The sequence below is a fragment of the Deinococcus metallilatus genome (assembly GCF_004758605.1).
In the GTDB taxonomy this organism is placed as follows: Bacteria; Deinococcota; Deinococci; order Deinococcales; family Deinococcaceae; genus Deinococcus; species Deinococcus metallilatus.
Genome location: NZ_CP038512.1, coordinates 1062582 through 1075630, shown reverse-complemented (window position 1 = coordinate 1075630; position 13049 = coordinate 1062582). Strand labels below are relative to the sequence as shown.

Here is a 13049-nt window from a genome sequence, read left to right as displayed (position 1 = left end):
GGGGGCAGGATAGCCGCCCGGGAAAGGAAGCTACACCCGCCCGCGCACCACGATGTTTTTCACCTCCACCCACTCGTCGGGGGTGAGCTGCCCCTCCAGCACGCGCACGCCGAGGTAGAGGGTCTTGTTCCGCGCGGCGCGGTCCAGTTCCTCGCCCTGGAGGTGGAAGGCAGTGGAGACGTTCGGCTGGAGGACGGCTTCCGCCAGCACCACCCCACCGCCCGGCCCGTCGCACAGCAGCGCTGGCCTGACGCCCTCACGGCCACTCGGGACGAGGGGGCAGTCGGGGCGGCGGGAAGACACGAACACTTGCAGGCGCAGGCGCGGCGACACTCCCCGGTAAATAGCGTCCCCGTCAATCGTCATGCCCCGGTACGGCAAGCCGGGCATGGTCCGGGCGCCGAACTGATTCTCGGCCATGTAGGCGACCATCCCGGGCGTGAGTTCGCCGGGGGCGAGGGTACTGACGAAGTAAATGTCCGCTGGCCGACTCTCCGGAAGGGAAACAAGGCCGCAGCCGGAAAGCAGAAAGGCGAGGGCCGCCGCCGCACCGACGCGCTTGAGGGGCATAGGGCACTGTACCCGGCCCTCCCGGAAAGGGCACGCAGATTTGACGACGGAAGCTCGCTATCCTCCCCCCGTGACCCTCTTCGACCCGCCCGCCCCCCTCCCCGAACGCCTGCGCCCGCGCACGCTGGCAGAAGTGGTGGGGCAAGGGCACCTGCTGGGACCGGGCAAACCGCTCACACGCCTGCTGCAAAGCGGACGCCTCGGCTCGCTGATCTTCTGGGGACCGCCGGGCGTGGGCAAGACGACGCTGGCGCGGCTGATCGCCTCCGAGGTGGGCGCGCATTTCATCCCGCTCTCGGCGGTGTCGGCGGGGGTCAAAGACGTGCGCGAGGCGGTGACCGAGGCCGAGCGGCTGCGGGCTAGAGGCCAGCGCACCATCCTCTTTCTCGACGAAATTCACCGCTTCAACAAGGCGCAGCAGGACGCCCTGCTGCCGCACGTCGAATCCGGCCTGCTGACCCTGATCGGCGCGACCACCGAGAACCCCAGCTTCGAGGTCAATCCGGCGCTGCGCTCACGGGCGCGGACGCTGGTGCTGGAGGCACTGACCCAGGAGGAGGTGCGCGGCCTGCTGGAACGGGCACTCGCGGACCCCCGCGGGCTGCCGGGTGTCACGGCCTCCGAGGGGGCGCTGGACCTGCTCGCGCGGCTGGCCGAGGGCGACGCGCGGCGGGCGCTGGGCACGCTGGAGGTGGCGGCCACCCTCGCCAACCCGGTCACCCCCGAAGCGGTGACGGAGGCGTTCGGGCGGCACCTCCCGGCGATGGACAAGAACGGCGAGGACTTCTACAACCTGATTTCCGCCCTGCACAAGAGTGTGCGCGGCAGTCATGTGGACGGCGCGCTCTACTGGCTGGCCCGGATGCTAGAAGGCGGCGCCGACCCCCTCTACGTCGCCCGGCGGATCGTGAGGATGGCGTCGGAAGACATCGGCCTGGCCGACCCGCAGGCCCTCCGGCTGTGTATCGCCGCGCGGGATGCAATGGAGTTTCTGGGCAGCCCGGAAGGCGAACTGGCGCTCGCGCAGGCGGTGGTGTATCTCGCCCTGGCGCCCAAGAGCAACAGCGTCTACGTCGCGTGGAAAAAAGCCCGCAGCGCCGTGCAGGAAGGCGAGATGCTGCCCGTACCGGTTCACCTCCGCAACGCGCCCACCTCGCTGATGCGCGCGCAGGGGTACGGCCAGGGGTACGCCTACTATTTCGACGACCCGGAAGGCAGCTTCCAGCAGAACTACCTCCCGGACGGCGTGAGGCTCGACCTCTACGCACCGACCGGCGAGGGCTGGGAAGCTCGGGTGGCCGAGCGGTGGCGAAAGCTGCGGGAGGCGCATGGGGAAGGGACGGACGAGTAAAGAACGCCACCTCCAGCGGGGGAAGTGGCATTCGGGGGGCGCGGGTGACGTCGAAACCGTGGTCGTGAGGTGTGACGTGTGCGAGGTGAAGAGTGAACCGTGCTGGGCGTGACGTGTGAAACGGGAGTCGAACCCGGACGCAGCCCCGCGTCGCCATACGGTTGCAGCTTGACCCTGCTGCGGGGTTGGCTTCCGCCCGCCGCCCGCGCCCCCGCCTTCACTCTGAGCTATTCGGGCAGGTCGGTCAACCAGTTGGTCTGCTGGATACGGGTGTCCAGTTCGCGGCGCTCCTGGGCCAGGGCGTCCACCTGCTTCTGGAGGTCGCGGGCGGGGACCACGGCCACCAGCTTGACCTCGCTGTTGCTGTAGCGGGTCTGTTTCAGGGTGGCGGCCTCGGCCATGCCGCGCAGCACGCGCAGGCGCAGGTCGAGCATGTCGCGGCGCGTCAGAGCTTCGGTCAGCGTGAGGCCGCCGCCTTCCAGCGTGGTCGTCAGGTTGGCGCGGTGGATGCGGGGCAAGAGGCTTTCCAGCGCCGCCGCGACGGTCAGGAACTCATTTAGCAGGAGGAGAGGGTCCTCAGCGGGGAGGTCGCCTTCCTGCACCTGCATGTTCGCCAGAATGCGCGCTTCCAGTTGCGCGGCCCGCTTTTGCAGGTCGGCGCGGTCGATCAGGGCCTCCGCGAGTTTCATGGGGGCAGATTAGGGCATCACCGCGTTCAACTCGTCCCTGAGCCGCCGCGCCGCCTCCCGGCTCGCCCCCACGTCCAGCCCGTCCGCGTACTGCACGGCGCGGCTGGCGCTGGCGAGGGCACCCGTCCCGCCTGGGTGGAAGGCTGGCGCCAGCTCGGCCGCCGTCCCCCCCTGCGCGCCCAGCCCCGGCAGCAGCAGCAGCGCCCGCGGCATCAGCGCACGGAAGGTGGCGAGGTCCTGCGGGTGGGTCGCCCCCACCACCGCGCCGACGCTGGCGTATTCGCCCTGCTCCTGCGCGTCCAGGCGGGCCACTTCGACGGCCACGCGCTCGCTGATGCCCTGCCCCTGAAGGTCCGCCTGGTCGGGATTGCTGGTCTTGACCAGGACGAAGAGGCCGCCGCCGTTCGCACGGGCCGCTTCCACGAAGGGCGTGAGGGTCTGGAAGCCCAGGAAGGGGTTCACCGTCAGCGCGTCTCCCGCGTGCGGCCCGGTCAGCCAGCCCTGCGCGTAGGCGGCAGCAGTCGAGCCGATATCGCCGCGCTTGCCGTCGAGAATCACCGGCAGCCCCAGGGTCCGCGCGGCGGCGCAGACTTCCTCCAGCAGCGTGAACCCCGGCAGGCCCAGCGCCTCGAAGAAGGCCAGTTGCGGTTTGACGCAGGCGGCGTAGGGCGCGGCGGCTTCCAGCACGTCCAGCGTGTGCGCGCGGAGGTGCGCCGCGTCCCGGTAGGCGCTCGCGCGGGGGTCGAGGCCCACGCACAGCCGGGTCTGGAGGCGGCGGGTACGGTCGGTGACGGCGGCGACGAAGGTCATCCGGGCGAGGCTAACACGCGCCGCGCGGCCCGCACGAGATCGGCGTTGCCCCCGGCGAGCGTACCGTCCGGGAGGGTCAAGGTGTCCTCCAACCCGATGCGGGTCTGGACCCCCCGGCGGGCCGCCTCGTGCAGCAGGGGCCAGGCACTCCGGCCCGCGCCGTGCAGCAGGCGGGGTGTGGGGACTCCGGCGCGGTCGAGCAGGGCGAGGATGGCCTCCACTTCCGACCGCGTGCCCTCGCGGTCGGGCAGTTCGATCAGCACCCGCAGCGCCCGGTCCCGTCCCGGCCAGGAGAGAAAGGCCTGCGCCGCCTCCACGTTCCAGAGGCCCGGCTCCACGCCCATGCCCAGCGCGAGCAACGTCTCGGCCAGGGGTACGGCGTGCGGTTCATGCCAGTTGACCGACACGAAATCGGGGCGCACGTCCCAGGCCCGGGCAGCTGCCAGTTGCCCCTCGACCTCCGGAAGAATCCAGAAACCGCTGGAGATGCCCACCGGAATGCCGGGACAGGCGGCGCGCACGGAGATCAGGGCCGCCGCGACCACCTCCGCCTCCAGCGACTCCCGGCCTGCGGGGTCACGGGGATGCAGGTGCAGAGCCTCCGCACCGGCCACCACGCTGGCCCGCGCTTCCCGTGCCAGTTCCGCCGGGGTCACGGGCAACGCCGGATGACTTCCGGGCGGACGGTTGCCGTTCAGGCAGCACTTCAGACGCATGGGTCAGCTTACCCGCCCGGCCCACCACCCCGGCTGCTACGCTCGGCCCATGACCTTTTCCATCGTGGGCCGCGATCCTCTCACCGGTGACCTGGGTGTGGCGGTGGCGAGCAAGTTTCTGGCGGTGGGCGCGCTGGTCCCGTTCGCGTGGGCGGGCGTGGGCGCCGTCGCCACCCAGAGCTACGTGAATCCCAACTACGGGCCGGACGGGTTGGGCCTGCTCGCCTCGGGCCTGGGGCCGGAGGAAGTGGCCGGGCAGTTTCAGGCCGAGGACCCCGCTATCCGGCAGCGGCAGTTCGGGATCGTGGGCGCGGACGGGCGCAGCGTCACCTTCACGGGAGAGGGCTGTCATGCCTGGGCGGGCGGCGAGGCGCGGGAGAACATGGCCGTACAGGGCAACATCCTGACGGGGCCGGAGGTGGTGTCAGCGATGCTCGCGGCGTGGGAGGCGGGTGCGGGGCAGCCTCTCCCCCATCGGCTGCTGACCGCGCTGCAAGCCGGGGACGCGGCGGGCGGCGACAAACGCGGACGACAGTCGGCGGCCCTGCTGTGCGTGGGGCCGGGACGCGGGTACGGCGGGCTGACCGACGACTGGGTGAACTTGCGCGCCGACGACCACCCTGACCCCTGCGCGGAACTGGAGCGGCTGCTGGGCCTCCACGACCTGCTGTTCGGGCGGCCCACAACCACCCGTGAACTGACGGGAGAAGAACTGGAATGGCTGCGCGCCCTGCTGATCTATGAGGACTACGCCACTTCCCTCCCCGCTGGTCCCTGGGACGCCGAAACGGAGGCGGCAGCCTGGGCCCTGTACGGCACCGAGAATCTGGAGGAACGCTGGGTACCGGGCGGGCGCTTCGACCCGGTGGCGCTGGACTATCTGCGGGAAAGGTTCGGGGAAAGCCTTCAAGACGGCGCGGCTGACCGCTGATGGCTGATTGCTGATAGCTTCTTCCCATGCGGCTCTCGGCCACCGATGTCTATGCCTTCCAGGCGCTGGGCTTCCTGGGCACGCAGGAGCTGACGCGCTGGGTGTCCAGCGAGGAGATCAGCGAGGCGACCGGCGTCCACCGCCCCTACCTGGTGCGGATTCTGGCCGCCTTGACCGCCAAGGGCATCGTCAAGAGCAAAAAGGGCATCGGCGGCGGATACGCCCTCAGCCGCAAGCCCCGGCTGATCTCGCTGTGCGAGGTGGTGCGCGCCATCGATGGCCCCGTCGCGCCCCTCTCCTGCATCAGCCTCAACTGGCATGAGCCGTGTGTCGAGGAGGACCGCTGCCACGCCCGCGCCACGGTCTACACCCGGATGCGCGACGCGATGCTGGGCGTGTTGCAGGAATTCAGCGTCGAAGACCTGGTGATCGACGCGCGCCAGGGTGTGAGCTACGGGCATTGCCTGGGGCATCTGCTGAAGCCGAATGCGTGAGAGGACAGGTCTGCAGAGGGCACAGACCAGGGCTGAGGATAGGAATAGCTACTGTTTCCTCTTGAGGTGTCTCTGCCATCTATCCTACCGGTATGGCCTCAGATGACCTGCCCAGCATCAAGAGCACAGCTCAGCATGAAGTACCCGACTTCCAACTCTCGCCCCTGGACGGCATTGTGAGCCTACGCGTGAGTCAGATCATGGAGGGGCAACTCCCTGGCCTCACGCTGAGCGAGGCGGACCTGAACCTGTACGCCCCTGTGCAGGACATGGTGGACCGGGCCTACCGCGCAGGCCTGCGTGACGGCCTAGTGAGGCTGGGGGAACTGGTCGAGTAAGCACTCCGTTTAGGGCTTGACTGAGGGCAGCTCAAGGATGTTTGGGAGAGCAGTTTACGGGTTTTGGATGCGAAGAGATGCGGTATTGCTGGTCGGGGGTCATCCCTGGCACAGAATTCGTCCTCAAGCAGCCGGGGCCTCAGGCCCGCATTCTTGCCCGGTTCACCAGACGCGCGGCCGAGGGGCGCGGGTGGTGGCATGACCTCACCCCTCCTCCATCCACCCGTCGAGACAACCCGGCTTAGTTGACTTGTTTTATCAGCCATAAAAGCTTACCTTTTTTGTCAATGAATCTGTGGCCCGCGCTCCTTCCCCCGCGAATGCCCCGGCTGGCTGCGGCCCGGCGATGTTGCTGACCCTGGCCGCCCCGTCACCTCTCCTCCACTCTCACCGCCACGGAGCATCCCTATGAGCGACATCGAAGCCCTGAAAAAAGAGATTCCGCCGTTCCAGATTTTCGACCTGATCCCGCAGTACGCGGCGCAGGGATTCATCAACCCCGAACACACCGACCTGCTGAAGTGGGCGGGCATCTATCCCCAGCGCCCGCAGGAAGACGGCTACCTGATGATGCGCGTGAAGGTGCCCACCGCCGAGTTCAACTCGGACACGCTGCGCGTGGTGGCGAGCATCTCGGAAGACTACGGGCGCGGCTTTCTGGACGTGACGGACCGCCAGGCCTTCCAGTTCCACTGGCTGACCATCGACAAGGTGCCGGAAATCTTCAGGCGCCTGGAACCCGTCGGCCTGCTGCACACCAAGGGCGCCTGCGGTGACACCGTGCGCGCCGTGATCGCCTCGCCGCTGGCCGGACTGGACGCCCGCGAGGTGATCGACGTGCGCCCCATCGCTGCCGCGATGGAAGGGACGCTGAGCGGCAACCCCGACTTTCAGGACCTGCCGCGCAAGTTCAAGATCAGCCTGACCGGAACGCCCGAACTGGAAGGCATCCACCTCGTCAACGACATCGGCTTCCTGGCGCACCGGGTGGGCGACGAGGTCGGCTTCGACGTGTGGGTGGGCGGCGGCCTGGGGGCGGTGGCGCACCTCGCCAAACGGCTGGGCGTGTTCGTCCGCCCGGAGGAAGTGGTGGAGGTGGGCCGCGCCATCGCCGCCGCCTACCGCGACCACGGCTACCGCGTGAGCCGCAAGAAGAGCCGCCTGAAGTTCCTGATCAAGGACATCGGCCCGGAGAGGTTCCGCGAGATCGTGGAAACCGAGTACCTGGGCCGCCCGCTGCGCGACGGTCCCCCCGCCCCGGTGGCCCGCTTCGGCGGCAACGACGTGCTGGGCGTGAACCCGCAGAAGGACGGTCTGAACTACGTGGTCGTGGCGACGACGGTAGGCCGTATCGACCCCTACAAGGCGCGCAGGCTGGCCGCCCTGGCCGACCGCTACGGCCAGGGCGTGCTGCGCACCACCGCCTTCCAGAACATGATGATCCCGCACGTGAAGTCCGAAGACGTGGCCGCGCTGACAGCGGAGCTGGAAGCCATCGACCTCGCCCCGAAGACCACGCTGCGCGGCACCACCATCGCCTGCACCGGCACCCAGTTCTGCCGCCTGGCCCTGACCGAGACGAAGGCGCGCACCGCCAACCTCGTCGAGCATATCGAGGCGAAGTTCGCTGACCTGGACGTGCCCTTCACCATCAACCTGACCGGCTGCTCGAACGCCTGCACGCGCTACCAGGTGGCCGACCTGGGCTTCATGGGCAGTCTGCGCGGCGGTGAGGAGGAGGTCTATCAGGTCCACCTCGCCGGGAGCATCGGGGAAGCCCAGCGGACGGGCGACAAGCTGAAGGGCTTCGTGCCCGCCGTGCGCCTGAACGAGTACGTGGAGGCGGTCCTGGGCGACTTCCGCAGCGGCAAGCTGCCCGGCGAGAGCTTCGTGGAGTACGCCGACCGGGTGGGCCACGAGCGGTTCACGCCCGACACCGTCCTGAAGCCGGAACGGGAGGTCGTGCCCGCATGACCGCGACCCTGAACCGTCCTGAAGTCGGGACTGGCCGCGTGGTGTGGTTCACCGGGCTGTCGGGCGCGGGCAAAAGTACGCTGGCGAGCGTCCTGTATGACGAATTGACGGCGCGTGGCGTCGCGGTGGAGTTGCTCGACGGAGACGCGGTGCGCGAGAACCTCAGCAAGGGGCTGGGGTTTTCCAAGCAGGACCGCGACACCAACGTCCGGCGCATTGCCTTCGTGGCGGGCCTGCTCGCCAGACACGGCGTGACCGTCCTCGTGAGCGCGATCAGCCCCTACGCTGAGACGCGCCGCGAGGTGCTGTCCACCCTGCCCAATCCAACCGAAGTTTTTGTAGACGCCCCGCTGGAAGTCGTCACCGAGCGCGACGTAAAGGGCCTGTACCTGAAGGCGCTGGCGGGCGAGATTCCGCACTTCACGGGCGTCTCCGACCCCTACGAGGCCCCCGAGAACCCGGACCTGCACCTGCGCACCGACCGGATCAGCGTGGAGGAGGGCTTGCGGCAATTGCTCACCCATCTGGGGTACGGCGCATGACGGCGCTGGAAGACCGCTCACAGGCCAGCCGCCTGACACAACCCGGCCTGCCCACCTTCACGCCCGACACTGACCCGCTCGACGTGATCCGCTGCGCGCTCGCCGCGCACCCCGACCTGTTGATGCCGAGTGCGTTCAATCTGAACGGCGTGGTGCTGCTCGATCTCGCGGCGCGGGCAGGCTACCGGGGCGAGGTGGTGTTCGTGGACACCGGCTTCCACTTTCCCGAGACGCTCGCCACCCGGGACTGCCTCGCGGCACGTTACCCTGAGATGACCTTCGTGACGCTCAACGCGGGGGCGCACCCCGAAGACGGGCAGACGCCGCCCGACCTGTACGCCAGCGATCCCGACGCCTGCTGCGCGGTTCGCAAGGTGGCGCCCCTCCAGGCCTACCTGCGCGAAAAGGCCCCCTCCGCCCTGCTGAACGCCCGCAGCCGCGACCAGGCCACCACCCGCGCCGACATTCCCTTTGTGGAGGCTGGCGGCGCCCGCGTCAAGATCAATCCCCTGGCCCACTGGACCCGTGAGCGGCTGGAAGCCTACGCCCGCGAACACGACCTGCCCGTCAACCCGCTGTACTGGGACGGCTTCCTGAGCATCGGCTGCTGGACCTGCACCCGCGCCGTCCGCCCCGGTGAGGACGCCCGCGCGGGCCGCTGGGCCGGGAAGGGCAAGACGGAATGCGGGCTGTGGGCGGGGGGGAATGCCCTGTAGGGCGCTGAGAGCAAAGGGCGGAGGGCCTGACCTGCTCCAGCAAAAGCAATCGCTCCCGGTGCCCTCTGCTCTCTGCGCTCTGCCCTCCGCTTCCCCCAAAAGTTGACCAACTTCATCCACTGTTTCTTCTTGACGAGGTTCCCCCATGACGACTCTCCCCTCCTCCTCCCCCATCCTCCTGCCCACGCCCCTGGGAGGCACCCTCGTGAACCGTGTGCAGCGCCCCGGACACGACTTCGACCCGGCTGAACTGCAAGGGCTGCCGCGGCTGGAACTCTCGGACCGCTCCTCCGCCGACCTGGAAATGCTGGCGACGGGTGCGTACTCGCCGCTGACCGGCTTTCTGGGCGAGGCCGACTACCTGAGCGTGATCGAGCACCTGCGGCTGGCGGATGGCACGCCCTGGAGCATTCCGATCACGCTGCCCGTGAACCGGGAAGAGGCCGGACAGTACACGGGCCGAGTGGTGCTGACGCGCGGCGGCGAACCCGTGGGCACGCTGGACGTGCAGGAACGTTACGACGCACGCAAGAGCCTGGAGGCGCGCGAGGTGTACCGCACCGAGGATGCCGCGCACCCCGGCGTGGCCGCCCTCTACGCCCAGGGGGACGTGAACCTGGCCGGGCCGGTGACGCTGTTCGAGGTGCCGCGCGGCACCTTCCCCCGCCACCACCGCACCCCCGCCGAGGTCCGTGAAGTGATCGAGGCGCGCGGCTGGCGCACCACCGTCGCCTTCCAGACGCGCAATCCGATTCACCGGGCGCACGAGTACCTGCACAAGGTCACGCTGGAACTGGTGGACGGCCTGCTGCTGCACCCGCTGGTGGGGCAGACCAAGGGCGACGACGTGCCCGCCGCGACGCGCGTGAAGGCGTATGAGGTGCTGCTGGACCGCTACTACCCGCAGGCCCGCACGCTGCTGAGCGTGTACCCGGCGGCCATGCGCTACGCCGGGCCGCGCGAGGCGATCCTGCACGCCCTGTCGCGGCGCAACTACGGCGTGACGCACTTCATCGTGGGGCGCGACCACGCGGGCGTGGGCAACTACTACGGCACCTACGACGCGCAGGAAATCTTCGGGAACTTCACCGAGGAAGAACTGGGCCTCAAGATTCTGAAGTTCGAACACACCTTCTACTGCCAGACCTGCGGCCAGCTCGTCAGCCCGCGCACCTGCCCGCACGGCAGCGAGCATCACCTGGTGCTGAGCGGCACGAAAGTCCGCGAGAAGCTGCGCGCCGGGGAGCGCCTGCCCACCGAATTCACCCGCCCCGAGGTGGCCGAAGTGCTCCGCGAAGCGTACGCCGCGCAGGGTTAATTCCATTCCCATCCGGGCCATGCACGGCCCTCACTGGAACCGTGTTCACTGTTTTCAATCCAATGGAGGGACGAATGACCCGAACCCTGAGCCTGCTGACCGCCACCCTGCTCGCCACCGCCGCCCACGCGCAGACCGCCACGAGCGTTCGCCTCGGCTACTTCCCCAACCTCACGCACGCGCCCGCGCTGATCGGGCTGGAGCGGGGCACCTTCCAGAAGGCTCTGGGGAACGTGAAGCTGGATGCTCGGAGCTTCGTCTCCGGCACCACGTTGATGGAAGCTTTCGCCGCCGGGCAGCTCGATATCGCCTACGTCGGTCCCGGCCCGGCCATCAACGCGGCCACGCGCGGGATGCCCCTTCAGTTCATCGCGGGCGCGAGCGAGGCGGGCGCGGTGCTGGTGGCGCGCAGGGACAGCGGCATCAAGACGTACAAGGACCTGGCCGGAAAACGGGTGGCCGTCCCCAGCCTGGGCAACACGCAGGACATCAGTCTGCGCCACATCCTCAAGGAGCAGGGCCTCAAGGCGCAGACGGACGGCGGCAACGTGAACGTGACGCCGGTCCCGCCCGCCGACGTGCTGGCCGCCTTCGCCGCGAACCGGGTGGACGCCGCGCTGGTACCTGAACCCTGGGGCGCGGCGCTGGAGGCGCAGGGGCACGGGCTGGTCGGCAACGAGAAGACCGTGTGGCGCGGGGGGCAGTACCCCAGCACCATCCTGATCGTGAACACGAAGTTCGCGCAGGCGAACCCGGCGCTGGTGACGGCCTTCCTGAAGGCACACGCGGACGCGGTGGCGTTCCTCAACCAGAAACCCGCCGCCGCGCAGGCTGCCGTCAACAACCAGTTGGAGAAGCTAACCGGGCAGAAACTCGACCCCCGCGTGCTGCAACGGGCCTTCACCCGCACGCGCTTCACGACCAACCTCGACCTCGGCGCGCTGAACGAATATGCGGCGCTGAACGTGGAAGCCGGATACGCGCGCAGCGTGCCGGACCTCAAGGCCTTTGTGAAGAAGTGAAGCCATGACCATTACCTCTCCCCTGGACACCGCCCCGACCACCCGCCGCCCCTCGCGCTGGCGACGGCTGCTGTGGCAACTCGGCGGCCTCGCGCTGCTGCTGGCCCTCTGGTGGCTGATCACCGACGGCCTGCACCTCTACCCGCCCTACGTCTTCCCCAGCCCCAAGGCGGTCTGGACGGAAATCAGCTACGGGCTGTGGGGCAGCGGGCCGCAGGACGGCAAGCTGCTGGCCGCGATTGGCAACAGCCTGCGCCGGGTGCTGATCGGGTACGCCAGCGCCGTGCTGCTGGGCGGCGTGGTCGGCCTGCTGATGGGCGGGTGGCGGCCCCTGCGTGACACGGTGGGTGCGTACCTGACCGGGGTTCAGAGCGTGCCCTCCATCGCCTTCGTGCCCTTCGCCATCCTGTTTTTCGGGCTGAACGAGCGGGCAGTGCTGTTCGTGGTGATTCTGGAAGGCTTCATCCCGGTGGCGCTGGCGGTATCGGGGGCGCTGATGAACGTGCCCCCGGCGCTGCGGATCGCGGGGCGGACGCTGGGGGCGCATGGCCTCAGCCTCACCACGGGGGTGCTGCTGCCCGCCTCGGTGCCCAGCATCCTGACCGGCCTGCGGACCGCCTGGAGCTTTGCGTGGCGCGCGCTCGTCGGCGGCGAGTTGCTGGTCAGCGCGAGCGCCAGCCTGGGCGCACAACTGGAGGTGGGGCGCAACACCGCGAACATGGCGCTGGTGATCGCCACCATCCTGATCATCGGCATCATAGGTGGCCTGTTCGACGCGCTGCTGCGGGCGGTGGAAGGCCGCGTCCGCCGCGACTACGGCCTGGAGGTGGCACAATGACCGCCACGATGACCCGCCCCGCCACCACCGCCAGTGCTGCCCCCCAGGGCATCCGCCTGACGCTGGACGGCGTGACCTACCGCTACGGACGCGGCCACGCGGGGGTCGGCCCCCTCGACCTCGGGGTGAACGCGGGCGAGTTCCTGTGCATCGTCGGCCCCTCGGGGAGCGGCAAAAGCACGCTGCTCTCGCTGCTGGCGGGCTTCCTGCGCCCCCAGGCGGGCCAGATTCGCCTGGGCGACACGCCCGTGCGCGGCCCCGACCCGCGCCTGACGCTGGTGCAGCAGGAAGCGGCCCTCTTTCCCTGGCGCACCGTCGCCGGAAACGTCGCCTTCGGCCTGGAACGTCAGCGCCTCCCCCGCGCCGAGCGGGACGCCCGCGTGGAGGACACGCTGAGGCTGGTCGGCCTGAGTGGCTACGGTCCCCGCCGCGTCCACGAGCTGTCGGGCGGCCAGCGCCAGCGCATCAGCCTGGCCCGCGCGCTGGCGGTGCGGCCCCGCCTCCTCCTCCTCGACGAGCCGTTCAGCGCCCTGGATGACCGCACCCGCACGGCCCTCTCCGACGAGCTGCTGGGCATCTGGTGGTCCCAGAAGGTGACAGTGGTCTTCGTCACGCACAATCTGGACGAGGCCCTGGCGCTGGGGCAGCGCGTGGTGGCCCTGCGCGGCGGCCAGATCGTGCTGGACGGGGCGGCGCGCGAGCTGAACGTGGGGCGGCTGCGGGAGACGCTGGAGGGGTAG

15 protein-coding genes are annotated in these 13049 nt (G+C 69.3%); 11 read left to right on the top strand and 4 right to left on the bottom strand.

What is annotated here, in order from left to right:
* Window positions 1–30: 30 nt before the first annotated feature.
* On the bottom strand, window positions 31–570 hold the full coding sequence (locus E5F05_RS11130; RefSeq protein WP_129118696.1) for a hypothetical protein: 540 nt from the start codon (window positions 568–570) through the stop codon (window positions 31–33).
* 70 nt (window positions 571–640) lie between these two features.
* On the opposite strand from E5F05_RS11130, the gene E5F05_RS11125 reads away from it, so the two are divergent.
* A complete protein-coding gene (locus E5F05_RS11125) occupies window positions 641–1921 on the top strand; it encodes a replication-associated recombination protein A (RefSeq protein ID WP_129118695.1) in 1281 nt (426 codons plus the stop codon).
* Window positions 1922–2148: 227 nt separating this feature from the next.
* Here the strand turns inward: E5F05_RS11125 and E5F05_RS11120 are convergent, their stop codons facing one another.
* From E5F05_RS11120 to E5F05_RS11110, 3 genes are read right to left on the bottom strand one after another with little or no spacing between them, the layout of a single operon-like run.
* On the bottom strand, window positions 2149–2610 hold the full coding sequence (locus E5F05_RS11120) for a DIP1984 family protein (RefSeq protein ID WP_129118694.1): 462 nt from the start codon (window positions 2608–2610) through the stop codon (window positions 2149–2151).
* Window positions 2611–2619: 9 nt separating this feature from the next.
* Complete coding sequence (gene pyrF / locus E5F05_RS11115) at window positions 2620–3420, bottom strand: orotidine-5'-phosphate decarboxylase (protein ID WP_129118693.1); 801 nt, start codon at window positions 3418–3420, stop codon at window positions 2620–2622.
* Window positions 3417–4136: a 3-keto-5-aminohexanoate cleavage protein gene (locus E5F05_RS11110; RefSeq protein ID WP_129118692.1), complete on the bottom strand. Its 720-nt coding sequence runs from the start codon at window positions 4134–4136 to the stop codon at window positions 3417–3419. Before E5F05_RS11110 ends, pyrF begins: the two co-directional genes overlap by 4 nt.
* Before the next feature lie 49 nt (window positions 4137–4185).
* Between E5F05_RS11110 and E5F05_RS11105 the strand changes: the two genes are divergently transcribed.
* The 10 genes from E5F05_RS11105 (at window position 4186) to E5F05_RS11060 (ending at window position 13049) form a co-directional block, all read left to right on the top strand.
* Window positions 4186–5067, top strand: a complete 882-nt coding sequence (locus E5F05_RS11105) for a DUF1028 domain-containing protein (RefSeq protein WP_129118691.1) — start codon at window positions 4186–4188, stop codon at window positions 5065–5067.
* A 26-nt stretch (window positions 5068–5093) separates the two neighbouring features.
* A complete protein-coding gene (locus E5F05_RS11100; protein ID WP_129118690.1) occupies window positions 5094–5561 on the top strand; it encodes an Rrf2 family transcriptional regulator in 468 nt (155 codons plus the stop codon).
* Window positions 5562–5653: 92 nt separating this feature from the next.
* The gene (locus E5F05_RS11095) at window positions 5654–5899 is read left to right on the top strand and encodes a hypothetical protein (protein WP_129118689.1); all 246 of its coding nucleotides are present in this window, start codon (window positions 5654–5656) and stop codon (window positions 5897–5899) included.
* A 408-nt stretch (window positions 5900–6307) separates the two neighbouring features.
* Window positions 6308–7873 (top strand): nitrite/sulfite reductase, encoded by a 1566-nt coding sequence (locus tag E5F05_RS11090; RefSeq protein ID WP_129118688.1) that lies wholly within the window; start codon window positions 6308–6310, stop codon window positions 7871–7873.
* Window positions 7870–8415, top strand: a complete 546-nt coding sequence (cysC, locus tag E5F05_RS11085) for an adenylyl-sulfate kinase (RefSeq protein WP_129118687.1) — start codon at window positions 7870–7872, stop codon at window positions 8413–8415. Before E5F05_RS11090 ends, cysC begins: the two co-directional genes overlap by 4 nt.
* Window positions 8412–9131: a phosphoadenylyl-sulfate reductase gene (locus tag E5F05_RS11080; protein WP_129118686.1), complete on the top strand. Its 720-nt coding sequence runs from the start codon at window positions 8412–8414 to the stop codon at window positions 9129–9131. Before cysC ends, E5F05_RS11080 begins: the two co-directional genes overlap by 4 nt.
* A 145-nt stretch (window positions 9132–9276) precedes the next feature.
* Window positions 9277–10449 carry a sulfate adenylyltransferase gene (gene sat / locus E5F05_RS11075; RefSeq protein WP_129118685.1) on the top strand — a complete coding sequence of 391 codons (1173 nt, stop codon included), beginning with the start codon at window positions 9277–9279 and terminating at the stop codon, window positions 10447–10449.
* A 74-nt stretch (window positions 10450–10523) separates the two neighbouring features.
* Window positions 10524–11471, top strand: coding sequence for an ABC transporter substrate-binding protein (locus E5F05_RS11070; protein WP_129118684.1), 948 nt, complete (start codon window positions 10524–10526; stop codon window positions 11469–11471).
* Window positions 11472–11475: 4 nt separating this feature from the next.
* Entirely contained in the window at window positions 11476–12309 is an 834-nt protein-coding gene (locus tag E5F05_RS11065) for an ABC transporter permease (protein WP_129118683.1), read from the top strand.
* Window positions 12306–13049 carry an ABC transporter ATP-binding protein gene (locus tag E5F05_RS11060; RefSeq protein WP_129118682.1) on the top strand — a complete coding sequence of 248 codons (744 nt, stop codon included), beginning with the start codon at window positions 12306–12308 and terminating at the stop codon, window positions 13047–13049. Before E5F05_RS11065 ends, E5F05_RS11060 begins: the two co-directional genes overlap by 4 nt.